22 protein-coding genes are annotated in these 23,069 nt (G+C 64.3%); 12 read left to right on the top strand and 10 right to left on the bottom strand.

Going from position 1 to position 23,069, the window contains the following annotated elements:
• Window positions 1-24 precede the first annotated feature (24 nt).
• Window positions 25-1,275, top strand: coding sequence for an OmpA family protein (locus BRA1253DRAFT_RS46235; protein WP_007598766.1), 1,251 nt, complete (start codon window positions 25-27; stop codon window positions 1,273-1,275).
• Between the two features lie 147 nt (window positions 1,276-1,422).
• On the opposite strand, the gene argG is transcribed toward BRA1253DRAFT_RS46235, so the two are convergent.
• The 6 genes from argG to BRA1253DRAFT_RS24380 all read right to left on the bottom strand — a co-directional run bounded on the left by argG (window position 1,423) and on the right by BRA1253DRAFT_RS24380 (window position 7,397).
• Window positions 1,423-2,760 (bottom strand): argininosuccinate synthase, encoded by a 1,338-nt coding sequence (gene argG, locus BRA1253DRAFT_RS24405; RefSeq protein WP_007598765.1) that lies wholly within the window; start codon window positions 2,758-2,760, stop codon window positions 1,423-1,425.
• A 93-nt stretch (window positions 2,761-2,853) separates the two neighbouring features.
• Window positions 2,854-3,630, bottom strand: a complete 777-nt coding sequence (locus BRA1253DRAFT_RS24400) for a phosphatase PAP2 family protein (RefSeq protein WP_007598763.1) — start codon at window positions 3,628-3,630, stop codon at window positions 2,854-2,856.
• Between the two features lie 137 nt (window positions 3,631-3,767).
• On the bottom strand, window positions 3,768-4,256 hold the full coding sequence (locus BRA1253DRAFT_RS24395; RefSeq protein ID WP_007598761.1) for a hypothetical protein: 489 nt from the start codon (window positions 4,254-4,256) through the stop codon (window positions 3,768-3,770).
• Between the two features lie 133 nt (window positions 4,257-4,389).
• Window positions 4,390-5,592, bottom strand: a complete 1,203-nt coding sequence (gene rlmN, locus BRA1253DRAFT_RS24390) for a 23S rRNA (adenine(2503)-C(2))-methyltransferase RlmN (RefSeq protein ID WP_007598759.1) — start codon at window positions 5,590-5,592, stop codon at window positions 4,390-4,392.
• Window positions 5,593-5,777: 185 nt separating this feature from the next.
• Entirely contained in the window at window positions 5,778-6,440 is a 663-nt protein-coding gene (locus BRA1253DRAFT_RS24385) for an invasion associated locus B family protein (protein ID WP_007598757.1), read from the bottom strand.
• A gap of 117 nt (window positions 6,441-6,557) precedes the next feature.
• Complete coding sequence (locus BRA1253DRAFT_RS24380; protein WP_007598756.1) at window positions 6,558-7,397, bottom strand: SDR family oxidoreductase; 840 nt, start codon at window positions 7,395-7,397, stop codon at window positions 6,558-6,560.
• Window positions 7,398-7,635: 238 nt separating this feature from the next.
• On the opposite strand from BRA1253DRAFT_RS24380, the gene BRA1253DRAFT_RS24375 reads away from it, so the two are divergent.
• From BRA1253DRAFT_RS24375 to BRA1253DRAFT_RS24365, 3 genes are all read left to right on the top strand, one after another.
• Window positions 7,636-8,610 (top strand): NADPH:quinone oxidoreductase family protein, encoded by a 975-nt coding sequence (locus tag BRA1253DRAFT_RS24375; protein WP_007598751.1) that lies wholly within the window; start codon window positions 7,636-7,638, stop codon window positions 8,608-8,610.
• 219 nt (window positions 8,611-8,829) lie between these two features.
• Window positions 8,830-9,861 carry a hypothetical protein gene (locus tag BRA1253DRAFT_RS24370; RefSeq protein ID WP_245285958.1) on the top strand — a complete coding sequence of 344 codons (1,032 nt, stop codon included), beginning with the start codon at window positions 8,830-8,832 and terminating at the stop codon, window positions 9,859-9,861.
• Between the two features lie 18 nt (window positions 9,862-9,879).
• A complete protein-coding gene (locus BRA1253DRAFT_RS24365; protein WP_007598749.1) occupies window positions 9,880-11,040 on the top strand; it encodes a TAXI family TRAP transporter solute-binding subunit in 1,161 nt (386 codons plus the stop codon).
• Between the two features lie 143 nt (window positions 11,041-11,183).
• On the opposite strand, the gene BRA1253DRAFT_RS24360 is transcribed toward BRA1253DRAFT_RS24365, so the two are convergent.
• Both BRA1253DRAFT_RS24360 and BRA1253DRAFT_RS24355 read right to left on the bottom strand, forming a co-directional pair.
• Window positions 11,184-11,573, bottom strand: coding sequence for a YkvA family protein (locus BRA1253DRAFT_RS24360; RefSeq protein WP_007598747.1), 390 nt, complete (start codon window positions 11,571-11,573; stop codon window positions 11,184-11,186).
• Between the two features lie 92 nt (window positions 11,574-11,665).
• Window positions 11,666-11,968, bottom strand: a complete 303-nt coding sequence (locus tag BRA1253DRAFT_RS24355) for a 4a-hydroxytetrahydrobiopterin dehydratase (RefSeq protein ID WP_007598746.1) — start codon at window positions 11,966-11,968, stop codon at window positions 11,666-11,668.
• Between the two features lie 153 nt (window positions 11,969-12,121).
• On the opposite strand from BRA1253DRAFT_RS24355, the gene BRA1253DRAFT_RS24350 reads away from it, so the two are divergent.
• Both BRA1253DRAFT_RS24350 and BRA1253DRAFT_RS24345 read left to right on the top strand, forming a co-directional pair.
• Complete coding sequence (locus tag BRA1253DRAFT_RS24350) at window positions 12,122-13,567, top strand: TAXI family TRAP transporter solute-binding subunit (protein ID WP_051058441.1); 1,446 nt, start codon at window positions 12,122-12,124, stop codon at window positions 13,565-13,567.
• A 105-nt stretch (window positions 13,568-13,672) separates the two neighbouring features.
• Window positions 13,673-15,214: an alkaline phosphatase gene (locus tag BRA1253DRAFT_RS24345; RefSeq protein ID WP_007598742.1), complete on the top strand. Its 1,542-nt coding sequence runs from the start codon at window positions 13,673-13,675 to the stop codon at window positions 15,212-15,214.
• Between the two features lie 10 nt (window positions 15,215-15,224).
• Here the strand turns inward: BRA1253DRAFT_RS24345 and BRA1253DRAFT_RS24340 are convergent, their stop codons facing one another.
• Entirely contained in the window at window positions 15,225-15,626 is a 402-nt protein-coding gene (locus BRA1253DRAFT_RS24340; protein ID WP_007598740.1) for a response regulator, read from the bottom strand.
• A 156-nt stretch (window positions 15,627-15,782) separates the two neighbouring features.
• Here BRA1253DRAFT_RS24340 and BRA1253DRAFT_RS24335 point away from each other — a divergent pair, with 156 nt between their 5' ends.
• From BRA1253DRAFT_RS24335 to BRA1253DRAFT_RS24310, 6 genes are all read left to right on the top strand, one after another.
• On the top strand, window positions 15,783-16,547 hold the full coding sequence (locus BRA1253DRAFT_RS24335) for a Crp/Fnr family transcriptional regulator (RefSeq protein ID WP_007598738.1): 765 nt from the start codon (window positions 15,783-15,785) through the stop codon (window positions 16,545-16,547).
• A gap of 80 nt (window positions 16,548-16,627) precedes the next feature.
• Window positions 16,628-17,344: a prolipoprotein diacylglyceryl transferase family protein gene (locus BRA1253DRAFT_RS24330; RefSeq protein ID WP_007598736.1), complete on the top strand. Its 717-nt coding sequence runs from the start codon at window positions 16,628-16,630 to the stop codon at window positions 17,342-17,344.
• Window positions 17,325-18,755 carry a radical SAM protein gene (locus tag BRA1253DRAFT_RS24325; RefSeq protein ID WP_007598734.1) on the top strand — a complete coding sequence of 477 codons (1,431 nt, stop codon included), beginning with the start codon at window positions 17,325-17,327 and terminating at the stop codon, window positions 18,753-18,755. Before BRA1253DRAFT_RS24330 ends, BRA1253DRAFT_RS24325 begins: the two co-directional genes overlap by 20 nt.
• Window positions 18,752-19,018 (top strand): hypothetical protein, encoded by a 267-nt coding sequence (locus tag BRA1253DRAFT_RS24320; protein WP_007598732.1) that lies wholly within the window; start codon window positions 18,752-18,754, stop codon window positions 19,016-19,018. Before BRA1253DRAFT_RS24325 ends, BRA1253DRAFT_RS24320 begins: the two co-directional genes overlap by 4 nt.
• Window positions 19,019-19,274: 256 nt before the next feature.
• Window positions 19,275-21,101 carry a translational GTPase TypA gene (gene typA / locus BRA1253DRAFT_RS24315; protein ID WP_007598731.1) on the top strand — a complete coding sequence of 609 codons (1,827 nt, stop codon included), beginning with the start codon at window positions 19,275-19,277 and terminating at the stop codon, window positions 21,099-21,101.
• 200 nt (window positions 21,102-21,301) lie between these two features.
• Window positions 21,302-22,561, top strand: coding sequence for an NAD(P)/FAD-dependent oxidoreductase (locus tag BRA1253DRAFT_RS24310; protein WP_007598730.1), 1,260 nt, complete (start codon window positions 21,302-21,304; stop codon window positions 22,559-22,561).
• A 90-nt stretch (window positions 22,562-22,651) separates the two neighbouring features.
• Here the strand turns inward: BRA1253DRAFT_RS24310 and BRA1253DRAFT_RS24305 are convergent, their stop codons facing one another.
• Entirely contained in the window at window positions 22,652-23,059 is a 408-nt protein-coding gene (locus BRA1253DRAFT_RS24305) for a thiol-disulfide oxidoreductase DCC family protein (RefSeq protein WP_007598729.1), read from the bottom strand.
• Window positions 23,060-23,069: the final 10 nt, after the last annotated feature.

The raw sequence follows: 23,069 nt of genomic DNA, 5'->3' as shown, positions 1-23,069 counted from the left end.
ACGACGCCGGCCCCCGGTGGCGCCGTGACATCGCCCCCGGGACGCCAGGGTGGTGCACCCGCTGCTGGCGCGCCCGCTGCCGGAGCTCCGCCGACCCAGCCGCAGACAGCTGCCCCGCCCCGGCCGCCGGCTCCCCCCGCCGGCGCCGCAGCACCGAGCACCGTCCCGGGCTCGGCGGCTGCGACCCCGCCGCCCAACAGGGCGCAATACGCGACGCCCACGGTTGCGCCGGCCTTCCGCGCCGCGCCCACGACGACCACGCCCCTGCCGCCACCGCCGCGTCCGCCGCAGCGTGACCTGACACCGCTCGCGATCGGTGCAGGTGTCGTTGCCGGTGCCGTGATCGGCGCCACCATCGCCGACTACCGCAACCAGCGCCGCGAAAGCATCGAAGGCGGCCGCACCGTCTACACCGAGCCGGACCGCATCATCATCCGCGATCCGGGTGGGCAGACATACGTCCGCGGCAACGATCTCTATCGCTTCCGCTATGGCGCCCGCGACATCCGCACCGAGACTGTCGGCGCCGATACCCGCACCGTGGTGATCCGTCCCGACGGCAGCGAGATCGTTACTGTTGTCGGTCCGGACGGTCGGCTGCTGCGGCGAATCCGCAGGGACCCGGCCGGGCGCGAGCTCGTCATCATCGATAACAGCTACCGCGATCCGCAGTCGGTCGGCGGTTTCTATGTCGACGCTCCGCCGCCCGTCGTGAACATTCCCTACGATCGCTATATCGTCGATGCCGAGGAGGCGTCGCCGGACGTGATCTATCAGACGATGGTGGCGCCGCCGGTGCAGCGGATCAACCGTCGCTACACACTCGACGAGATCCGCTACAGCCCCAATGTTCGCATGCAGATGCCGAGCATCGACCTCAACACGATCAACTTCGAGACGGGATCGTGGACCATCCCACCAGACCAGGCGGCGAAGCTGCAGTCGATCGCCGACGGTCTTAACCGTGCGATCCAGGCCAACCCGCGCGTGGTGTTCTTGATCGAAGGTCACACCGACGCGGTCGGCAACGACGTCGACAATTTGTCATTGTCGGATCGTCGTGCGCAGGCCGCGGCCGAATTGCTGACCCAGCAATTCGGTGTGCCGTCCGAGAACCTGACGTCGCAGGGCTATGGCGAGCAGTACCTGAAGGAGCAGACGCAAGGACCGAGCGCGATCAACCGCCGCGTCACCGTCCGCAACATCACGCCGTTGCTCAACGGCGGCCAGGCTTCGCTGCCGCCGCCCCCGCCCGGCACCGCGCCGCCGCGGTAACGGCACGCACAAACGCAAATGGCCGGGAGCAATCCCGGCCATTTTTGTTTTGCTTGTAGGGTGGGTTAGCCGAAGGCGTAACCCGCCACTGTTCGTATCCGCAGAGACAGAAGAGGTGGGTTACGCTGCGCTAACCCACCCTACGCTTCAGCCCTTGTCGTTCTCCAGCCGGAAGATCTGCGAGCCTTCACTGCCCGACAGCAGGCCCGTGTCGCTGTAGAGCTTCAGCTTGGCGCGGGTATCGTTGATGTCGAGGTTGCGCATGGTGAGCTGACCGATGCGATCGGCCGGCGTGAACGCCGCGTCCTCGACCTTTTCCATGCTAAGCCGCTCCGGCGCATAGGTCAGGTTCGGGCTTTCCGTGTTGAGGATCGAGTAGTCGTTGCCGCGGCGCAGCTCCAGCGAGACCTCGCCGGTGACGGCGCGGGCGACCCAGCGCTGCGCGGTCTCGCGCAACATCAGGGCCTGCGAATCGAACCAGCGGCCCTGATAGAGCAGACGTCCCAGGCGCATGCCGCTGATGCGGTACTGCTCGATGGTGTCTTCGTTGTGGATGCCGGTGACGAGGCGCTCATAGGCGATGTGCAGCAGCGCCATGCCGGGCGCTTCATAGATGCCGCGGCTCTTGGCCTCGATGATGCGGTTCTCGATCTGGTCGCTCATGCCGAGGCCGTGGCGGCCGCCGATCGCGTTGGCTTCGAGGAACAGCGCGACGGGATCAGAGAAGGTCTGGCCGTTCAGCGCGACCGGCTGGCCTTCCTCGAATCGCACCACGACCTTCTCGGCCTTGACGTTGCAGTCGTCACGCCAGAACGGCACGCCCATGATCGGGTTGACGATCTTGATGCCGCTGTCGAGGCTTTCGAGATCCTTGGCCTCGTGCGTCGCGCCGAGCAGATTGCTGTCGGTCGAATATGCCTTCTCGGCGCTCATCTTGTAGGCAAAGCCCTGCGCCGTCATGAACGCCGACATCTCGGCGCGGCCGCCGAGCTCGTCGATGAACTGCTGGTCGAGCCAGGGCTTGTAGATGCGCAGGCCCGGATTGGTCAGCAGGCCGTAGCGATAGAAGCGCTCGATGTCGTTGCCCTTGAAGGTCGAGCCGTCGCCCCAGATGTTGACGCCGTCCTCCTTCATCGCCGCGACCAGCATCGTGCCGGTGACGGCGCGCCCCAATGGCGTGGTGTTGAAATAGGTGATGCCGCCGGTGGAGATATGAAAGGCGCCGGACTGGATCGCGGCGATGCCTTCATGGACGAGCTGCGTGCGGCAATCGACCAGCAGCGCTTTCTCCGCGCCGAACTCCATCGCCTTGCGCGGAATCTCGTTGTAGTCGGCCTCATCGGGCTGGCCGAGATTGGCGGTATAGGCGTAGCAGCGCGCGCCCTTCTGCTTCATCCAGAGCAGCGCCGCTGACGTGTCGAGGCCGCCCGAAAAAGCGATGCCGACTTTCTCACCCTTGGGCAGGCTTTTCAGGATCGTGGTCATGGGGCTTCCAATCGGTCTCGAAGGGCGGATGTCGTTTCACGGGTTGACCGCGCGAATATCAAATTTCGCGGGGCTCGGCACCCCTTTAATGGCTCAAACTGACGGCTCGGGCCCCGTCTTGCGGCCGAACAGGCGCTGGCGCAGCCGGTAGGCAGGCATGTTCAGGCGGGTCAAGGCGGCATCGACCGCCTCGTCCGAAAACCGGGTCCGCGGCCAGCGGTAAATCAGCGCGTAGGCAAACCAGATCACGACGAAGGTGACGAGGCCGGCGATCGACACGTCGGTGAAGAAGTGGCCGCCAAATGCCATCCGCAGGCCGCTGGTCACGAGGCCGAACACCACGGCTCCGGCATAAGCGAGCGGGCGCCACGGCGGCGGTGCCAATGCGGCCGGCGCCAGCGTCCAGAACGCGGTCGCGCCCTCGCCCGAGAAGAACGAGCAGTTGCGCGCGCAACCGCCGCGTGGGTCCCACCACGGCACGAATTGCTGGTCGCCGGCAAACTGCGTCACCACCACCGGACGCGGCCGGCCCCAATAGGACTTGAAGGCGAAATTGGTGAGGATGCCGGCCGACACGATGATCGTGACCAGCAGGAAGACGATCGCGCGCCCCGAGACCATCAGCGGCCGGTCGGGCTTGAACATCTTGACCACAAGCGCGACCAGCGCAGGCAGCACGAACGCCCAGGCAACCCACATCGCGGCGTCCCGCGCAAAGCTGGCCCAGCCGTTCAGCTTGAGCGGAAATGTCTTGGTCTCAGGGTCGAAGAACAGCGCGGCGAGCTTGAGATCAAGCTCGGGATAAAGGCCGAAAACGACGCCGATCACGAGCCACAGCGCCAGGGCAATGAAGAGTCCGGTCCGGTTCATGGCGCGCGGTTTAGCCGAGTGGGAAGGGGATGAAAACCCCGGAATCCGTCATTCCGAGCGAAGCGAAGCAATCCAGAATCCATCCGCGGCGATAGTCTGGATTGCTTCGTCGCTTCGCTCCTCGCAATGACGGCACCTCAATCCGGCCTTGAATTCGAGGGCAGCGGCGGAGGCGGCTTACGCGGCAGCGGCGGATTGCGCCAGGCACCGGCATTGCGACCGGCGATCAGCCAGTAGACGACACCGGCGACGATGCCGGCGCCGGTCATGATCTCGAGATGGCGGCGCACGATGCCTTCGAACTGCAAGGTGTCGGAGTGAAAGGGAATGAGGCCGAGATAGCAGGCGAGGCCGACGAGGCCGCCGCCGACGGCATAGGTGAGAGCACTGCGGATGTAGAGCGCCTCGGTGATCGCGACGATCACCGCCGCCGGCACAAGCGCAAAGCCAGAGACGAAGATGAAACCGAACCCGAGCAGGATGTCGATCGTGCCCTGATCGACGGGACCGGCGCCGAGATCGGCGAACTCCGGAAACAACAGCGCGATGACGACGATCATGCCGCCGACGAAGCAGGCGGCGAGAAAGCCGATGAAGATGACGATGAGGCGGCCGATCAAGGACATGCAGAGGAAGCCAACGTTACCGTCATTGCGAGCGACGCGAAGCAATCCAGAATGCGTCTGCGGAGGCAGTCTGGATTGCCTCGTCGCTGCACTCCTCGCAATGACGGGGAAGCAACACAGTGCACCTACCAAGCTAGTCTGTCATCGCCATGGCGCGCAGCGTCTGGCGTTCCCTGGCGGAGAGTTTTTCGGTCTCCGACTTCAGCTGGCCGCAGGCGGCGAGAATGTCGCGGCCGCGCGGGGTGCGCACCGGCGAGGAATAGCCCGCGTTGAAGACGTATTCGGAGAACTTTTCGATCTGGTCCCAGTCCGAGCATTCATAGGCGGTGCCGGGCCAGGGGTTGAACGGGATCAGATTGATCTTGGCGTGAATGCCCTTGAGCATCTTCACCAGCAGCTTGGCGTCATCGAGCGAATCGTTGACGCCCTTGAGCATCACATATTCGAAGGTGATGCGACGCGCGTTCGAGGCGCCGGGATAGTCGCGACAGGCCTGCAGCAATTCCTTGATCGGATATTTGCGGTTGAGCGGCACCAGCTCGTTGCGCAGCTCGTCGCGCACCGCATGCAGCGAGATCGCGAGCATGACGCCGATCTCCTCGCCCGCGCGCACGATGTTCGGCACCACGCCCGAAGTCGACAGCGTGATGCGGCGGCGGGAGATGCCGATGCCTTCGTTGTCGCCGACGATGAGCAGGGCGTCACGCACCGCTTCGAAATTGTAGAGCGGCTCGCCCATGCCCATCATCACGATGTTGGTGACGCGACGCGTACCGTCTTCGCGATCGGCCCAGTCGTTCAGACGATCGCGTGCGACCATCACCTGTCCCACGATCTCGCCGGCGGTGAGGTTGCGCACCAGGCGCTGCGTGCCGGTGTGGCAGAAGGAGCAGTTCAGCGTGCAGCCGACCTGGGAGGACACACACAGCGTGCCGCGATCGGTTTCGGGGATGTAGACGCACTCGACTTCATGCGCCCGCTCGACATTGTCGCCGCTCGGCAGCCGCAGCAGCCATTTGCGGGTGCCGTCGTTGGAGATCTGCTCGGCCACGACTTCGGGCCGGTCGACGGTGAAATGTTGCGCGAGCTCGGCGCGAATGCCCTTCGAGACCGAGGTCATCTCTTCGAAGTTCTGGGCGCCACGGAAATACATCCAGTGCCACAGCTGCTGCACACGCATCTTGCGCTGCGCCGGTGCAACGCCGATCTCGCCGAGGCGATCGGCAAGCTCGGTGCGCGACAGGCCGATCAGCGAGGGCCTCGCCGGCGGCACATAGGTTTCGAGCGGAGTCTTCTCCACCAGCGTTGCGTTGTGCGGCTCGGTCATCGGTTGCATTGAATGGCCTGATTAGGTGGTCGTTCCGGGATGGTCCGAAGGACCAGACCCGGAACCTCGAGATTCTCAGGTGCGCAATTGCGCACCATAGTTCGCGCTTCGCGCGCCCCGGAATGACGGGAGAAAGTCTAGTCCGCCCTATATAGCAACCGGAACCGCCGATTGCGACCTTATCGACCGCAGGCTTAACGCCTGCAATCCTGCGCGATCTTGTCGAGCGCCTGGGCGAGGCCCTTCAGCGAGAACGTGTCGGTGGTCTCGGTCCCCTTGGACGAGACGCCCTTGACCACGAGATCGGCGGATTTGCGCATGGCCTCGACCATCCGCTCTTCCTCGGCCGCATTCTTGATCCAGAGACCGTCGCCCTGCGAGTACATGGCGAAAGCGGCGCCACCGACCTCGACCGACGATTCAGAGCCCGGCTTCAGTGCGTAGCCGATCATGACCGAGACTTCGTTGTTGACCTTCTCCGCCGGGCGGGTGGAGACGAAGGCATAGGCAGGATCGCGCGGCCGATTCGGCGGGTTGGTCTTCGACGACGACGGCTTGGCCAGCGCGAAGCAGACCTTTTTGCCGTTGGGCGCGGCCGAATAGGCGCCCCAGGTGCCGAACTGACCAATCAGGGTTGGCTCTGCGCCGCCCGCAACCGCCGCGTGCGGAGCCACTGGCTTGCTCTCGGGCTTTGCAGCCGTCTTTCCAGTCGTATTGGTCGCCGGCGCAGCCGATTTCGGCGCGGCCTCTTTCGGTGCAGTTTTGGGCGCGGGCTGCGCCGTCTGCGCCCGCGCGGAATCGACGATTCCACAGGCCGCCACGCCCGTCATCAAAGCTAAAATCAGCACCCGCCACATGCTGGAGTGGTTCCCTCAATATTGTGACTGGAAGATGGCCCGGTCGCGCATTGTCCCCGCGGCAGGGATAGCCGGGAAAGTCCAATTTGGGAAGGCAGTTAGCGAAGGTCGAGGCGACTAGGCCCGGGATCGCGCCGCGCGTTGCTCCGCCCATTGCGCATCGGTCCAGCGCAACAAATCCTCGGCGCCTGAGCTGCGCAAATGCGCGCCACCGTCGATCACCACCATCTCGCCGTTGATGTAGCCGGCACGGTCGGAGACCAGGAAGCTGGCGAGGTCGGCAAGCTCGCGGTGCTCGCCGGCGCGTCCCATCGGGTTGCGCGCGGCCCACCCTTCGTCGCGACCCTCGGGGCGGAGCTGACCCGAGGCGCCCGCGGTCGGGAACGGTCCCGGCGCGATCGCGACGGTGCGGATGCCCTTCGGGCCCCATTCCACGGCGAGACTTTTGGTCATCGCCAGCACGGCCGACTTCGCCATCGCCGATGGCACGGTGAAGGCGCGGCCGGTGATGGTCGAGGTCGAGAGGATCGAGAGCACGACGCCGCCATGCTTGCCGTCGATCCAGCGCTTGCCGGCGGCAAGCGTGCAATACATCGCACCATGCAGCGTCGGCGCGAGGATCGCATCCGCGGCGCGGAATGAGAGATGCTCGCTCTGCGCAATGAAAGTCGCAGCCGCGTTATTGACGAGAATATCGAGCGGCGCCTCGCGCCAGATGGCGTCCATCATGCTCTCGACGGCGGTGCCATCGCGGATATCGCAGGCGATCGTCGCGACCTTGCCGCCGATCTCTTCGCGCATCTCGCTCGCCGCCGCCTCGAGCCGATCGACCTTGCGGCCGCAGATCACGAGTTCAGCGCCGAGCGCGAGGAAGCGGCGCGCCATCGCAGCACCGAGACCTGAACCGCCACCGGTGACGAGGATGCGCTTGTCCTTGAGCAGGCCTGTTTCAAACATGGTTTGAATCCTCCCTTTCTGTCTTCCCGTCATTGCGAGCGCAGCGAAGCAATCCAGGCTATTTCCGCGGCACGGATTCTGGATTGCTTCGCTGCGCTCGCAATGACGAGAGGATAGGCCGGTGCGGTCTAATAGACAAAGAAACCGGATTGTCGCCCGCACCTAAATCCGGCAGAAACGGGCAAACTATAAATCCACTCGAAACGCCCAGTACTTCACTTCTCAAGAAGGTGCCGCCATGAAAGCCATCCTCTGCTCGCAATATTGCCAGCCCGACGATCTCGTTCTGGCCGACGTGCCGGATCCGGTGGCCGGTCCCGGCGAAGCCGTGATCGCGATCAAGGCTGCGGCGCTGAACTTCTTCGATATCCTGATGATCCAGGGCAAGTACCAGATCAAGCCGCCGTTCCCGTTCTCGCCGGCCGCCGAAGTCGCGGGCGTGATCGAGAGCATCGGCCCCGGCGTAACCGATCTGAAGGTCGGCGATCGCGTCGTCGCCTCCTGCGGCCACAATGGCGCGCGCGAAAAGATCGCGCTGCCTGCGGCATCGATCGTGAAGATCCCCGACAATCTCGATTATGACCGCGCGGCCGGCATCATCATCATCTACGGCACCGCGCTGCATGCGCTGGAAGATCGCGCGAGCCCGAAGCCGGGCGAGACGCTCGCGGTGCTCGGCGCCGCCGGCGGCACCGGACTTGCCGCGTGCGAGCTCGGCAAGCTGATGGGCCTGAAGGTGATCGCCTGCGCGTCGTCGGACGAGAAGCTCGAATTCGCGAAGGCGCACGGCGCAGAACTCACGCTCAATTACGGCAAGGAAGATTTGAAGGAAGGCTTGCGAAAGCTCACCGGCGGCAAGGGCGTCGACATCATCTTCGATCCCGTGGGCGGCACCTATGCCGAGCAGGCGCTACGCTCGATTGCCTGGGAAGGCCGCTTCCTCGTGATCGGATTTGCCGCCGGCGACATTCCGAAGATGCCGCTGAACCTCGCGCTGCTGAAGGGCTGCGACATCCGCGGCGTGTTCTGGGGCGCGTGGACCCGACTTAACCCGGAAAAGAACCGCGCCAATCTCGAGAAGCTCGTGAAGTGGACAGCGGAGGGGAAGATCTCCTCGCATGTCGATCGCGTCTTCCCGCTGGCACAGACTGCGGATGCGCTGAAGGTGCTGGCGGGACGTCAGGCCATGGGCAAGGTGATCCTGCATCCGTGAGGCTATGCGGCGTGGCGTGTGTCGGTACGGCCGCTCGCCACGAGCTCAACTGTCATCGCCCGGCTTGACCGGGCGATCCAGTACTCCGAGACGTCAGTCATTGAATCGAGAAGCCGCGGCGTACTGGATTCCCGCCTTCGGGGAGAATGACAGCGAGCGCGGGACAGGCAGTGTCCGCGCCGCCGCCGGATCAATCCCCCTCAACCATTACCGACAAAATTGCGGGGCATTCCTTCGCCTCGCCCCAATCAAACCCAAATATCTCCCGATTCGCGCAAGCCGCCGACTTTTTTTGGGCTGATTCAGACGGCGATTTACCGGCTCCAGTTTGCGGGGCATTTCTGGACAACAACAAAAAGACTGAAGCCGGGATGCCCCAGCGTTGCGTTAGTAAGGGGGAGCATCACCATGGAGACGACGGCGTACCGCCCGTCCAGGGAATCGAGATCGGTCGATTCCGATCAAACTGCATCACATCCGGCCGTCGCGTCCTATATCCGTGCGCGCGCCGCGCGGGTCGATCTGTCACCGGAAGATCCAATTCCACTGTTCCTGTCCGATCCGCTCGGTGTGCCGGATTCAGCCGAATATACGGCGCGGGCGTTGAGTCCCCGGCTCAGATTTGTCCCGCCTGTTCTCGCGGCGGTTCTCGTCGCATCCACGCTGGCCGTTGCGGCCGCGCTGTTTCAGCCCAGTCTCCGCAATCTCTTCGCCGCCGACGCTGCCAGCCCGACGGGTGCCGAGCTGGACCAGGCCATGGCGTCGGCCGACGTGCCGGACAGGCCTCAGACCGCGTACAAGGACCCGGCGCGCTTGGGCAACACGAGGCTGGCGAGCGCTGACGCGCAGGATCTCCCCGCAGCCTCAGCTCCGAGCCGCGAAGCGATTGCGACTGCCTATCAAACCGCGCTGCAAGCCCAGGCGCCCGGGCCAGTCGCCGCGCCGCCTGCGCCCCCACCGCCCGCCAAGACGCTCGATGCCGACACACTGGCTGGGCTGATGGCGCGCGCGAACGGTCTGTTGGCGGTCGGCGACATTGCCGCGGCGCGCCTGCTGCTCGAACGCGCCGCCAATGCACAGGATGCAACGGCTGCATTTCTGCTCGCGCAAACCTATGACCCGGCGGTGCTGGGCACGAGCGACGCGCGGCGCGTTGCTGCCGACGCGACCGCCGCGCGCGACTGGTACCAAAAGGCCGCAGGCCTTGGATCGGCGGAGGCGCGGCAACGCCTCGCCCAGCTTCAGAACTAGAACTCTTTAGGGGATATCATGCGTAACGCTTTGAGAATGGCGCTTGCCGCCATCATGACGATCTGTGCCTTCGCGGCACGCGCCGAGCAGACCGAATATGATCCGGCCAAGGTCTCTGACAGCCTGAAAGCCATCTTCCAGTTCGGTTCGAGCTCGACCAAGCAGTCGCTGAACGCCAACACCGTGACGTTGATCACCGGCACGATCGGCGGCACCTATGTGCAATTCGGCGCCGACCTCGCCTCCGTGCTCGACGACGGCAACAGGATTCGTGTGTTGCCAATCGTCGGCCGAGGCTCGGTGCAGAGCGTTGCCGACATCCTGTTCCTGCAAGGCGTCGATCTCGGAATCGTGCGCGCGGATACGCTCGACTATCTCGAGCGCAAAGGTTTTGCCAAGGACATCAAGAAGCAATTCACCTATGTGACGAAGCTCTACAACGAGGAGATGCAGGTGATCGCGCCAAAAGCGGTCGCGACACTCAAGGATCTGGAAGGCAAAACTGTAAGCGTCGATCTGCCGAACGGCGGCACCTTCGTCACCGCGCTCACCGTGTTCGAGCGGCTCGGGATCAAGGCGAAATTCGTTTATGTCGAGCAGCGCATCGCGATGGAGAAACTGAAGGCCGGCGAGATCGACGCCGTCATCGTGGTCGGCGGCAAACCGTACAAGTCCGTTTCGACCTTCGGCAATGACGGCCGCTTCCACCTTGCGACCGTGGACTATGCAAAGCCCCTCCAGAGCGACTATCTGCCGGCGACGCTGACCGCCAAGGACTATCCGAACCTAGTCAAGGAGGGCGAGAGCGTGGACACCATCGCGGTGCCGGCGGTGCTCGCGGCCTACAACTGGGCGCCCAACACCGAGCGCTACCGCAAGCTTGCATTGTACGTGGACGCGTTCTTCACGAAGTTCCCGACGCTGCAGAACCCGCCTTTCCATCCCAAGTGGAAGGAGGTCTCGCTCGCGGCGCCCTTGGCGGGCTGGAACAGATTGCCGGTGGCGCAGCAATGGCTCAACCGCCACGGCGTCGAACCGGTGACGCGGCAACGCTTCGAGGCGTTCCTGCAACAGAGCCCCTCGGCCGCAAAAGTGTCCGACGCGGATAAGGAAACGCTGTTCAAGCAATTCCAGGCGTGGGACGCGGAAAAGGCGCAGGCGCAGGCGGAAAAGAAGTAGCGAGCAGTCATCCACAGCTGTCATCGCCCGCGAAGGCGGGCGATGACAGCATTCCGAGACGGTTATGGTTCAATCGGAAGGCGGCCGCGGCGTACTGGATTCCCCGCCTTCGCGGGGAATGACAGCGGAGTATGCGGCGACAGCTACTGCGCGGCTTCCACGTCCACCTCATCCACCCCGCGCTTCAGCGCGGCGCGGGCGGCTTCGCGATGCTCGTTCGTGATGTGGCTGGCGACCATGCGGATCGCAGTGGCGAGCACGGCGGCGTCATCGGTGAAGCCGAGGATCGGCATCACGTCGGGGACGAAATCGAACGGCAGGATGAAATAAGCGATCGCCCCGAGCAGCGACGCCTGGACATGGCGCGGCGTCTGCCGGTCGAAGGCGCAGTAATAGGCGGCGAGCAGATCCTCCGCGAACGGTAGTTGCGCGGCGACACGCTTCAGCTTGCGCCAGAAGCGGCGCCGCACGCTCTCACGATCTTCCGCGAGCCGGTCGGCCGGCTCGAAACCGACGCTGTGTTCGGCGGCCATTTTCGGCAAACTCCCCGTTCCAGCCTGGGGCGGCAGATCGCCGCATCCCGTGCTGATCACAAGATGGGGACGCGGCCGGGCCCTGCAAGACGTCAGCCTGGTGTCAGCTTGGCGATGGCGTTCATCGCCTTGGCGAGCGCGATGTCGAGCGCGGTGACGCCGCCGGCGTCGTGGGTCGACAGCACCACCTCCACCGTCTTGTAGACATTGCGCCATTCGGGGTGGTGGTCCATCTTCTCGGCGACCAGCGCCGCGCGCGTCATGAAGCCGAACGCCTCGTTGAAATCCTTGAAGACAAAGGTTTTCCCGATCGCGTCGCGTCCTTGAACCTCGGTCCAATCAGGTAGTCCGCCCAGCGCCTGCCTGCGCGCCTCCGCCGAGAGCCGTTCTGCCATCATCGCCTCCGTCCTTCAGGGGAACTTTACCTTAACACCGCACCGACGCCCCGGGTTCATACGGGATTAGACCCCATCCGCTAACCATGACGGAGATGTAACCCTGCCGGACAAGAAATTTGCTACACTTGCGGGCGTAAATCGCCGGCCAAGATGAAACTGAGCCTCAAGCGACCGTTCGGGAGATCGATGACCGGGGGATTGGACCTGGCCGAAGCGCCCACCCCGCCCTCGCCGCGATCATCGGCGCGGAAGACGGCGCTCGTGACTCTCGCGCTGGTGCTCGCGATCGTTGGCGCGCTCGCCGGCGGCTACTATTTTGCCATGCGGCCGGTGACGCTGAAGATCGCGGTCGGCCCCGCCAATAGCGATGACGTCAAGGTCGTGCAGGCACTGACCCAGGCCTTCGCGCAGCACAAGAGTTCTGTGCGGCTGCGCCCGATCCAGACCGACGGCGCCACCGCCAGCGCCAATCTGCTCGCGGAAGGCAAGGCCGACCTCGCCATCGTGCGCGGCGACGTCGACGTACCGAAGAACGCGCAAGCGGTTGCGACCCTGCGCAAGAACGTCGTGGTGCTGTGGTCCGTGTCCGGCAAGGGCAAGAAGAAGGGTCCGAAGATCACCAAGATCGCGCAGCTCGCCGGACATCGGGTCGGCGTGGTCGGCCGCACCCAGGCCAACGTCAATTTGCTCAAGGTGATCCTGCAGCAATACGGCGTCGATCCCGCCAAGGTCGAGATCGTGCAATACCCGGCAAGCGAAGCCGTCGAGGCGATCAAGGCCCAGAGGGCTGATGCCTATCTCGCGGCCGGTCCCGTCAACAGCAAGATCACGTCCGAGGCGATCGCCGCCTCCACCAAGGATTTCGGCACGCCAACCTTTCTCGCGATCGATTCCGCGGATGCGATCGCGCAAAATCATCCGGTCTATGAAGCGGCCGAAATTCCCGCGGGCACTTACGGCGGCTCGCCCGATCGCCCCGACGACGAGGTCAAGACCATCAGCTTCTCGCACCACATCGTGGCGCGCAAAACTGTGTCCGAAACCACCATCGCGGCGTTCACGCGCCAGCTGTTCTCCGTGCGCCAGCAATTGGTGACGGAATTCCCGCTGGCGGCGAAGATCGAAACGCCCGACACCGACAAGGATGCGGTGATTCCCGTGCATCCCGGCGCCGCCGCTTTCGTCGACGGCGAGGAAAAGACCTTCCTCGACAGATACAGCGATTACATCTGGTGGACCCTGATGGCGCTCTCGGCCATGGGCTCGATCGGCGCCTGGTTTGCAGGCTATCTGAAGAAGGACGAGCGCGACAACAACAGCCATCTGCGCGAGCGGCTGCTCGACATGATCACCGCCGCTCGAAAGAGCGAAACGACCGAAGATCTCGATCAGATGCAGACCGAGGCCGACGAGATCCTGCGCGACACGCTGCGCTGCTACGACCACGGCGCGATCGAGGAAGGCGCGCTCACCGCCTTCAACATTGCGCTCGACCAGTTCCATGCGGCGGTTGCCGACCGCAAGGCGGTGCTGTTCAGCCTGCCACAGAACCTGCAGCGCACCGGCGCGCAATTCCGGGCCGCGGGCAACGCGTAAGCGCTTGCACCCGTTATCGCTGCGTCACATTGTCTCAATATAGCGTCGGGCTTCACCGTGGCGGCCGCCCTGGACGGCCGCCTCACGCGATATCGAGACCGTCCCATGAACATCAAATTCTCCCGCCGCAATTTCCTGACGACCAGTGCCGGCGCGCTCGGCGCGGTCGCAATGCCCCATCTCTCTCGCGCGGCCGACCGGCCGGCGGTGACCCATGGCGTGCAGTCGGGCGACGTCACCGTCGACGGCGGGGTGGTCTGGGCGCGTACCGACCGGCCCGCACAGATGCTGGTCGACGTGGCGACGACGGAGTCGTTCAGGGATGCCCGCGCACTGCCGCCGATCGCGGCGCTGCCCGAGAGCGACTTCACCGCAAAGATGCTGATCGAAAACCTGCCGGGCGGACAGGACATTTTCTATCGCGTCCGCTTCCGCGATCTTTCGCACACCGCGGTGGAGGGCGAGCCGGTGACCGGCCGCTTCCGCACCGCGCCCGCCGACCGCCGTGACGTCAGCTTCGTCTGGGGCGGCGACGTCGCAGGACAAGGCTGGGGCATCAACCCCGATGACGGCGGCATGTTCACCTTCTCGGCGATGCGCAAGCACCGTCCGGATTTCTTCCTGCACTCCGGTGACACCATCTATGCCGACGGCCCTATCCAGTCCGAGGTGAAGCTCGCCGATGGCAAGATTTGGAAGAACGTCACGATTCCCGAGAAGGCCAAGGTCGCCGAGACGCTGGACGAGTACCGCGCCGCGCACAAATACAATTTCACCGACGACAATCTTCGCGCCTTCAATGCCGAAGTGCCGATCTTCGTGCAGTGGGACGACCATGAGGTGACCAACAACTGGTCGCTGTCGAAGGAGCTGCCCGCGACCTACAAGGAGCGCGACATCGCGCTGCTTGCGGCCCGCGCAGGCCGTGCCTTCCACGAGATGTATCCGATGCGCGAAAGCATCGTCGAGCCCGGCCGGGTCTATCGGCAGATCTCCTATGGTCCCCATCTCGACGTGTTCGTGCTCGACGAGCGTAGCTATCGCGGCCCGAATGGCCCCAACCTCGAAACCGCTTACGACCCGGCCAGCTATTTCCTCGGCCCGGACCAGACCGCCTGGCTCAAGCGCGGCCTGTTGAATTCGCGCGCGACCTGGAAAGTGATCGCCTCCGACATGCCGCTCAGCCTCGTCGTGTCGGACACGCCGAAGGGTGGATCGGAAGCCATTGCGCAGGGCGACGGCCCGGTGCGCGGCCGCGAGTTCGAGATCGCCGACATCCTGCGCTTCATCAAGATGGCGCCGGTCAGCAACACCGTGTGGCTGACGGCGGACGTGCATTACGCTGCCGCGCATTATTACGATCCCAACAAGGCGCAATTCCAGGATTTCGAGCCGTTCTGGGAGTTCGTGTCGGGCCCGCTTCACGCGGGCACGTTCGGTCCGAACGCACTCGACAATACGTTTGGACCGGAGGTGCGTTTCGTCAAGGCGCCGGGGAAAGACAACCAGAACCTGCCGCCGTCCGCCGGCATGCAGTTCTTCGGTCACGTCAAGATCGATGGCGCTTCAGGACAGATGACGGTGACCTTGCGCGACCGCGCCGACGTCGCGCTATGGTCGACCACGCTCGATCCGAAGCAGGCCTGACGCCGTATCGCTAGTCCGCCGCGCGGACCTGGAGCGCCGCCTCCAGCGCGTCGCTCGAACACGGCTTCTGCAGACGCGGCTGGCCGGCGAATTCCGGCGGGATGCGCGCGTCGGCGCCATAGCCGGTGACGAAGACGAACGGAATTTTCAGCGCCGCGAGCCGTTCGGCCACCGCAAAGCTGTTCTCGCGACTCAATCCGACGTCGAGCAAGGCGAATCCGGGGACGCGCGCCGCGATCGCGGCCAGCGCCTGCGCCACTGAACCTACCGTGCGCACGCTCTTCACGCCAAATCCGAGCAGGCGATCCTCGAAGTCGATCGCGATGATCGGATCGTCCTCGACGATGAGAACATCGGCAGGACAATTTGAACTATCGGAAACGGCGGGTGCCATCATCGTAACTTGGAGCATGAGGTTTCTCTGACTGGGATCCCGGTCACGACGCCTGCACCCAGCGCGGAGGGTTCCCGGAACGAAACCCACCACATTACAGTTATTAGGTCTGTCCACTTGTGCACACAGGACCTCGACGGAACTCGCTAAGGTGGAGGCGGATGGGAGTTTGAGATGGACGCGCGGACCAGCAACGCCACCGAGATCGACAGCCGGCCGACCAACAATCTGCTGCGGCGCTTGAGCCCGGCCGACTTCGCCCTGCTTGCGCCACATGTCATGCTCGAAAGCGCCGCGGCGAATGAATTGCTCTACAACCCCGGCGATGACGTCCAGGTCGTCCACTTTCCCTGCGGACCATCGCTTGCGACCTTCCTCGTTCCCAATGAGGACGGCCGCGATGTCGAGACCATCCTGGTCGGCCGCGAAGGCGCGGTGGGCGGCATCGTCAGCGAAGGATTTTTACCGGCCTACACCCGGATCTGCGTGAAATTCGGCGGGCCGTTTGCGCGCATTCACGTCGGCAAGCTGGAGGCCGCCAAGCAGCGCTCGCCCTCGTTGCGCCATGTCTTCGCTCGCTACGCCGACTGCATGCTGGCGCAGATTTTCCAGTCCACCGCCTGCAACGCCATTCACTCGATCGAGCAGCGCACCGCCAAATGGATGCTGGCGGCGATGGAGCGGACCGGCGATGAGAGCAGCGTGCCTCTGACGCACGAACAGCTCGCGACGCTGCTCGGCGTCGGCCGCAGCTATGCCAGCCGCGTGCTCCAGTCGTTCAAGGCAGAAGGCGTGCTCGACACGCGGCGCGGATCGATCCTGGTCCGCAACCGCGAGGGCCTGCGCCTGCGCGCCTGCATGTGCAACGAGGCCGTGAAGTTGCACTTCGAAGAGGTGCTGCGCGGGGTCTATCCGACCGAAGAGCGGCAAGCCGGCTAGCCACCTGCCTCGCTCCTCTTCGGGGATAAGAAGCGGCCGCACTATCCCGCCGGGCGGGAACCTGGGCTAATGTCCCCCGCATGAGCGGGGCTTTCCTTCACACTCTCTTCGACATCGCAGCATGGATGGCTGCGGCCGTGGCACTCTACTGGCTGTCGCGACAGGGCTTGCGGTTTCCGGCGCAATCCTTCGAGCGGTCCTACCTCGCCGCTTTGGTGTTCGGTGCGGGCCTCGGCGCCTATCTGTTCGGCTCCGCCAATCTGTGGCTGTCGGGCCAGAGCGGCATTGCGCGCTCGGTCGAGGGCGCGCTCGCCGGGGGCATCGCGGCGATCGAGCTCTACAAATGGTCCGCAGGAATCACGGTGCGAACCGGCGCCCGTTTTGCGCTGCCGCTGGCGCTCGGCATCGCGATCGGCCGGCTCGGCTGCTATTTCGCGGGCCTTGACGATTTCACCTACGGCACGCCGGCGGCATGGCCCTGGGGCCATGATTTCGGCGACGGCATCCTTCGGCATCCCGTGCAGCTGTACGAAAGCGCCGCGATGGGTGTATTCGCGCTGCTCTACGTGCTGGCGGTCTTGAACCGGAGCGGGTTTGTGATCACCAATGGTTTCTACCTCGTCCTCGTCTACTATGGCGCACAGCGCTTTCTGTGGGAATTCCTCAAGCCCTACGGCACGCTGATCGGCCCCTTCACGCTGTTTCACCTGCTGTCGCTGTCCATCCTGCTCTACGCCGTCGTCATGCTGGCGACAGCGCCCAAAGCGAGACCCATGCATGAACGCGCCGTTGCGTAAGTCGCGCCCCTATATCTTCTGGGGCCAGACTCAATCTCTCTGCGAGACCTGCCTGAAGCTGGTGCCGGCCAAGATCCAGATCCTCGACAACGAGGTCTGGTACGAGAAGCGCTGCAAGGAGCATGGCGTCCAGTCCACGCTGGTCTCGACGGACGCAGCCTATTGGCGCCTGTGCAAGGATTTCATCAAGCCCGGCGACCGGCCGCTAGCCTTTCAACGGCATACCGAATTCGGCTGCCCCTACGATTGCGGCCTATGTCCCGACCACGAGCAGCATTCCTGCCTGGCCCTGATCGAGATCACCGAGCATTGCAATCTGACCTGCCCGGTGTGCTTTGCCGATTCCTCGCCGGCGCGGACCAGCTTCACGCCGCTGGCCAAGATCGAGCGAATGCTGGATGCGCTGGTCGCGAGCGAGGGCGAGCCTGATTTGGTGCAGATCTCCGGCGGCGAGCCGACGCTGCATCCGGATTTCTTCGCGATCCTCGATGCGGTGCGCGCCCGCCCGATCCGCCATGTCATGATCAACACCAACGGCCTGCGTATCGCCCGCGAAAAGGATTTCGTGGCGCGGCTCGCCGAGAACAAGCGCGGGCTCGAGGTCTATCTCCAGTTCGACTCGCTCGAACGCGACGCGCTGATCAATCTGCGCGGCGCCGATTTGCGCAAGATCCGTCAGCAGGCGCTGGAAAATCTCGAGCATTACGGCGTATCGACCACGCTGGTGGCGACCATCAAGCGCGGCGTCAACGATGCCGAGATCGGCGACATCGTTCGCCACGCGCTGACCTGGAAGTGCGTTCGCGGCGTCACGCTGCAGCCGGTGCAGGATGCCGGCCGCAACGAGAATTTCGACAAGAACACCGACCGCATCATGCTGTCGGAGATCCGCAAGCGCGTGGTCGAAACCGGCGTGTTCGGCGACAAGGACATGATCCCGCTGCCCTGCAACCCCGAAAGCATCTCGATCGGGTACGGCCTGCGCAACGGCGACAAAGTGCTGCCGCTGACCTCGCTGATCCCGCAGGAGCAACTCGTCGCATTGTTGCCCAATACGATAAGCCCGGAGAAGCATCCGGCGCTGAGGGAGAAATTCATCGATCTGTTTTCGCTGTCCTCGGGGCCGCTGAACACCAGCGAGCGCGTCTGCGAATTGTTGTGCTGCCTGCCGAGCTTCGAGGTACCGCAGGGCATCACGTACGAGAACGTATTCCGCGTCACCATCGTGCAGTTTCTCGACCGCTTCAATTTCTGCGTCGGCAACGTCAAGCGCAGCTGCATCCATTTCGTCACCGAGAGCGGCGCGATCATTCCGTTCGACACCTACAATCTGTTCTACCGGAACGGAAAGATCGACGGCATCCGCGCCGAACTGGCGGCGCAGTCAACCGAAGGAGTCCTGCAGGCATGAGCATCAGCGACACGCCGCCAGCCCCTCCGGGACCGCCTCCTGCCCCGCCGAACAAGCGCAGCGGCTGCCTGACCGCGCTCATGGCGATCTTCGGGATCATCCTGCTGCTGCCCGGCGCCTGTGCACTCCTGTTCGGCGGAATCTCCATATCCGACAGAGGCCGGATCGATTCCGACGTCGCGCCCCTGGTGTTCCTGGGCCTGGTCGTGGGGCTGGGCGGGGTCGCCCTGATCTGGGCCGCCATCAAGGGCCGGCGCGGCTGAGGGCGGCTTTTCGCCTAACCCCCGGGAATCCCCGGACAAAATTCAATCAACCAACGGCCAAAGAACACATTGTTTTTTGGCCGTTTTTGCCTATATTGCGCCGCAACGCGTAGGGTGCCCGGTCGATATGCCGGGCTTTCCCTTTTGGGCGGAAAGCGCCCCGTTTCCAGTCTTCAAGCGTTGTTTCGAGAAGAGGTCCCGGTCTGACCGGCGAGATCGCGCTTAACCCATTGTCCGACCGCAAAGAAGCTCACTCATGAACCTTCGCAACATCGCCATCATCGCCCACGTCGACCACGGCAAGACGACTCTGGTCGACCGCCTCCTCCAGCAATCCGGCACCTATCGCGAGAACCAGAAGGTGACCGAGCGCGCCATGGACTCCAACGATCTGGAGCGCGAGCGCGGCATCACCATCCTGGCCAAGGCGGCCTCGGTGCAGTGGAAGGACACCCGCATCAACATCGTCGACACCCCCGGCCACGCCGATTTCGGCGGCGAGGTCGAGCGCATTCTCAACATGGTGGACGGCGCGCTGGTGCTGGTCGACGCCGCCGAGGGCCCGCTGCCGCAGACCAAATTCGTGGTCTCCAAGGCGCTCAAGGTCGGTTTGAAGCCGATCGTCGTGATCAACAAGGTTGACCGTCCCGACGCGCGGGCGACCGAAGTCATCAACGAGGTGTTCGATCTGTTCGCGGCGCTCGACGCCAGCGAGGAGCAGCTCGACTTCCCGATCCTCTACGGGTCGGCCAAGCAAGGCTGGATGGCCGAGAGCCCGGACGGGTCGCACGAAGCCGGCATGCAGCCGCTGTTCGACCTGATCGTGCGTCATGTCGCGCCGCCGACCGTCGAGGAAGGCCCGTTCCGCATGATCGGCACCATTCTGGAGGCCAACCCCTATCTCGGCCGCATCATCACCGGCCGTATCTCCTCAGGCTCGATCAAGCCGAACCAGGCCGTGAAGGTGCTGGGCGCCGACGGCAAGACCATCGAGACCGGCCGCATCACCAAGATCCTCGCCTTCCGCGGCATTGAGCGCACTCCTCTCGACGAAGCCGAGGCAGGCGACATCGTCGCGATCGCCGGCCTGACCAAGGGCACAGTCGCCGATACCTTCTGCGATCCGTCGGTCGACACCCCGCTGGTGGCGCAGCCGATCGATCCGCCGACCGTCTCGATGTCCTTCATCGTCAACAACTCGCCGCTCGCGGGCACCGAAGGCGACAAGGTGACCAGCCGCATGATCCGCGACCGCCTGCTGCGCGAGTCCGAAGGAAACGTCGCGCTGCGGGTCGTCGAAGCCTCGGACAAGGACGCGATGGAAGTCTCGGGCCGCGGTGAATTGCAGCTCGCGATCCTGATCGAGACCATGCGCCGCGAGGGCTTCGAGCTTTCGGTGTCGCGTCCGCGCGTCGTGCTGCAGAAAGACGAGGCCACCGGCGCCACGCTGGAGCCGATCGAGGAAGTCGTCATCGACGTCGATGAAGAGCATTCCGGCGTCGTCGTGCAGAAGATGAGCGAGCGCAAGTCCGAGCTGATCGAGATGAAGCCGTCCGGCGGCAACCGCCTGCGGCTGGTGTTCTACGCGCCGACGCGCGGCCTGATCGGCTACCAGGGCGAACTGCTCACCGATACCCGCGGCACCGCGATCATGAACCGTTTGTTCCATGGCTACGCGCCGTACAAGGGCGAGATCCAGGGCCGCCGCAATGGCGTGCTGATCTCCAACGACCAGGGCGAAGCGGTGGCTTACGCCATGTTCAAGCTGGAAGATCGCGGCCCGATGATGATCGAGCCGGGCTGGAAGGTCTACAAGGGCATGATCGTCGGCGAGCATACCCGCGACAACGACCTCGAGATCAACGTGCTCAAGGGCAAGCAGCTCACCAACATCCGAACCACGTCGAAGGATGAAGCGGTGCGCCTGACCCCGCCGATCCGCATGACCCTGGAAAAGGCGCTGGCCTATATCGAGGACGACGAGTTGGTCGAGATCACGCCGAAGTCGATCCGCCTGCGTAAGCGGCACCTCGACCCGAACGAGCGCAAGCGCGCGGAAAAATCCAAGGAAGCGGTGGCTTAAGCTACCGCCCTCGTGCCCCGGACGCAGCGCAGCACGCAGTGATGCGCTGCTGAGCCGGGGCCCAGTTACTCTCACAACCTCCACATCACCTTGGGTCCCGGCTCTGCGGAGCGGCGTTACACGCCGCACCGCGTCCGGGACACGTGAGCTGTGTGTCCGCCCGGCTTCAGCACTCTTTGCGAACGTGCTAGAGCCCGCCCATGAGCTCCCTTCCCTCCTCCGTTGACGTCGCGATCATCGGTGCGGGCGCCGCCGGCCTCGGCGCGGCGCATGCGCTGGCAGGCTCCGGCCTCTCCGTGATCGTGCTCGAGGCGCGCGACCGGCTTGGTGGCCGAGCCTGGACGGTGCAGGCCTCGCCCGAGGTGACCTTCGACGTCGGCTGCGGCTGGCTGCATTCGGCGGACCAGAACTCCTTTGCCGCGATCGCAAATCAGCTCGGTTTCGAGGTCAACAAGGACCTGCCGCCGTGGCGCGAGCGCGCCTATGGCAACGCGTTTCCGCAGAGCCAGCGCGACGAGTTCATGCGCGCGATGGACGCATTCTACGAGCGGCTCTGGCAGGCCGCGCAGAAAGGCAAGGACGAGCCGGCCAGCCTGAGCCTGGAGCCTGGCAATCGCTGGAATCCCATGATCGACGCGATCTCGACTTATATCAACGGCTGCGAACTGAAGGACATGTCCACACTGGACTGGGACGCCTATGAGGACAGCGACCTCAATTGGCGCGTCCGCCGCGGCTACGGCGCTCTGATCGCGGCCTATGGCGCGCCCTGCCCGGTGGCGCTGAACTGCAACGTCACGGTGATCGATCATTCCGGCCAACGCATCCGCGTCGAAACCTCCCGGGGCACGCTGATCGCCGACAAGGTGATCGTCACCGTGCCGACCAATCTCATCGCCAATGAGGCCATCCGGTTCTCGCCACCTTCCCCCGCCAAGGTCGATGCCGCAGCCGGCCTGCCGCTCGGGGTCGACGACAAGGTGACGCTGGCGCTCGACGATGCCGAGGCCTTCCCGAAGGAAGGCAATTTGCGCGGCGCCACAATGCGCACCGACATGGGCACCTATCATATCCGCCCATTCGGCCAGCCCTGCATCGAAGGCTGCATCGAAGGCTTTTTCGGCGGCAGCTTTGCACGCGGACTGGAAGACGCCGGCGAAGGCGCGATTGCCGCGCAGGGCATCGACGAGATCGCAGGCCTTCTCGGCAACGATATCAGGCGAAAGCTGAAGCCGCTCTACGAGTCGCGCTGGGCCCACGACCCCTTCGCGAGAGGCTCCTACTCGCACGCGCTGCCGGGCCACGCCGGTGACCGCGCCGTGCTGGCGGCACCTGTGGATGGGCGGCTGTTCTTTGCAGGAGAAGCGACGTCGCCGAATTTTTTCTCGACGGCGCACGGGGCAAGGGACAGCGGCGAACGGGCGGCACAGGAAGCGCTAGGAGTTCTGGGCAAACCGTAACCACACACTCGTATCGCGAGCGCAGCGAAGCAATCCAGAATCTTTCCGCAGCGGCAGCCTGGATCGCTTCGCTGCGCTCGCAATGACGAATTACTCGATCACCCGCGCCCGCAAATCGGCATCCGGTACGAAGCACGAATCATACTTGCCAAAGATGCGGTAGCGGTTGCGCGCGACGAGATTGTAGAGCGGGTCCCGTAGCGGCTTGGGCACGGCGAACAACGCGCGCACCCAACCCCAGCCGGGGAGCTGCGACAGCACCGTCAGCGCGGCGTCCGACTTCATGAACACCTCGCCGCCGTGAACCACGGCGTTGGTGTCGCGATCAGCGGGATCGATGCCGAACGTGCGCGCGAGCCGGGCGCCATAGTCAGACTGGATCGGCGTGAAGCGAAATCGCTTCGCCGTGTCACGTTTGGCGACGAAGCGGACCCAGCGCGAGCAGAAAATGCAGACCCCATCGAACAGGATGACGTCATCGTCAGGCCATTTGGGCATCAGCGATTAT

The sequence above is a fragment of the Bradyrhizobium sp. WSM1253 genome, from assembly GCF_000244935.1.
Taxonomy (GTDB): domain Bacteria; phylum Pseudomonadota; class Alphaproteobacteria; order Rhizobiales; family Xanthobacteraceae; genus Bradyrhizobium; species Bradyrhizobium canariense.
The sequence above is the reverse complement of the archived record's forward strand: the minus strand, read 5'-3'. Positions and strand labels throughout refer to the sequence as shown.

Bases quoted from the DNA above. Each gene is read 5' to 3' on its own strand.
- argG (WP_007598765.1), bottom strand. From the start codon at position 2,760: ATGACCACGATCCTGAAAAGCCTGCCCAAGGGTGAGAAAGTCGGCATC.
- BRA1253DRAFT_RS24400 (WP_007598763.1), bottom strand. From the start codon at position 3,630: ATGAACCGGACCGGACTCTTCATTGCCCTGGCGCTGTGGCTCGTGATC.
- BRA1253DRAFT_RS24395 (WP_007598761.1), bottom strand. From the start codon at position 4,256: ATGTCCTTGATCGGCCGCCTCATCGTCATCTTCATCGGCTTTCTCGCC.
- rlmN (WP_007598759.1), bottom strand. From the start codon at position 5,592: ATGCAACCGATGACCGAGCCGCACAACGCAACGCTGGTGGAGAAGACT.
- BRA1253DRAFT_RS24385 (WP_007598757.1), bottom strand. From the start codon at position 6,440: ATGTGGCGGGTGCTGATTTTAGCTTTGATGACGGGCGTGGCGGCCTGT.
- BRA1253DRAFT_RS24380 (WP_007598756.1), bottom strand. From the start codon at position 7,397: ATGTTTGAAACAGGCCTGCTCAAGGACAAGCGCATCCTCGTCACCGGT.
- BRA1253DRAFT_RS24375 (WP_007598751.1), top strand. From the start codon at position 7,636: ATGAAAGCCATCCTCTGCTCGCAATATTGCCAGCCCGACGATCTCGTT.
- BRA1253DRAFT_RS24365 (WP_007598749.1), top strand. From the start codon at position 9,880: ATGCGTAACGCTTTGAGAATGGCGCTTGCCGCCATCATGACGATCTGT.
- BRA1253DRAFT_RS24360 (WP_007598747.1), bottom strand. From the start codon at position 11,573: ATGGCCGCCGAACACAGCGTCGGTTTCGAGCCGGCCGACCGGCTCGCG.
- BRA1253DRAFT_RS24355 (WP_007598746.1), bottom strand. From the start codon at position 11,968: ATGGCAGAACGGCTCTCGGCGGAGGCGCGCAGGCAGGCGCTGGGCGGA.
- BRA1253DRAFT_RS24350 (WP_051058441.1), top strand. From the start codon at position 12,122: ATGAAACTGAGCCTCAAGCGACCGTTCGGGAGATCGATGACCGGGGGA.
- BRA1253DRAFT_RS24345 (WP_007598742.1), top strand. From the start codon at position 13,673: ATGAACATCAAATTCTCCCGCCGCAATTTCCTGACGACCAGTGCCGGC.
- BRA1253DRAFT_RS24340 (WP_007598740.1), bottom strand. From the start codon at position 15,626: ATGCTCCAAGTTACGATGATGGCACCCGCCGTTTCCGATAGTTCAAAT.
- BRA1253DRAFT_RS24335 (WP_007598738.1), top strand. From the start codon at position 15,783: ATGGACGCGCGGACCAGCAACGCCACCGAGATCGACAGCCGGCCGACC.
- BRA1253DRAFT_RS24330 (WP_007598736.1), top strand. From the start codon at position 16,628: ATGAGCGGGGCTTTCCTTCACACTCTCTTCGACATCGCAGCATGGATG.
- BRA1253DRAFT_RS24325 (WP_007598734.1), top strand. From the start codon at position 17,325: ATGAACGCGCCGTTGCGTAAGTCGCGCCCCTATATCTTCTGGGGCCAG.
- BRA1253DRAFT_RS24320 (WP_007598732.1), top strand. From the start codon at position 18,752: ATGAGCATCAGCGACACGCCGCCAGCCCCTCCGGGACCGCCTCCTGCC.
- typA (WP_007598731.1), top strand. From the start codon at position 19,275: ATGAACCTTCGCAACATCGCCATCATCGCCCACGTCGACCACGGCAAG.
- BRA1253DRAFT_RS24310 (WP_007598730.1), top strand. From the start codon at position 21,302: ATGAGCTCCCTTCCCTCCTCCGTTGACGTCGCGATCATCGGTGCGGGC.
- BRA1253DRAFT_RS24305 (WP_007598729.1), bottom strand. From the start codon at position 23,059: ATGCCCAAATGGCCTGACGATGACGTCATCCTGTTCGATGGGGTCTGC.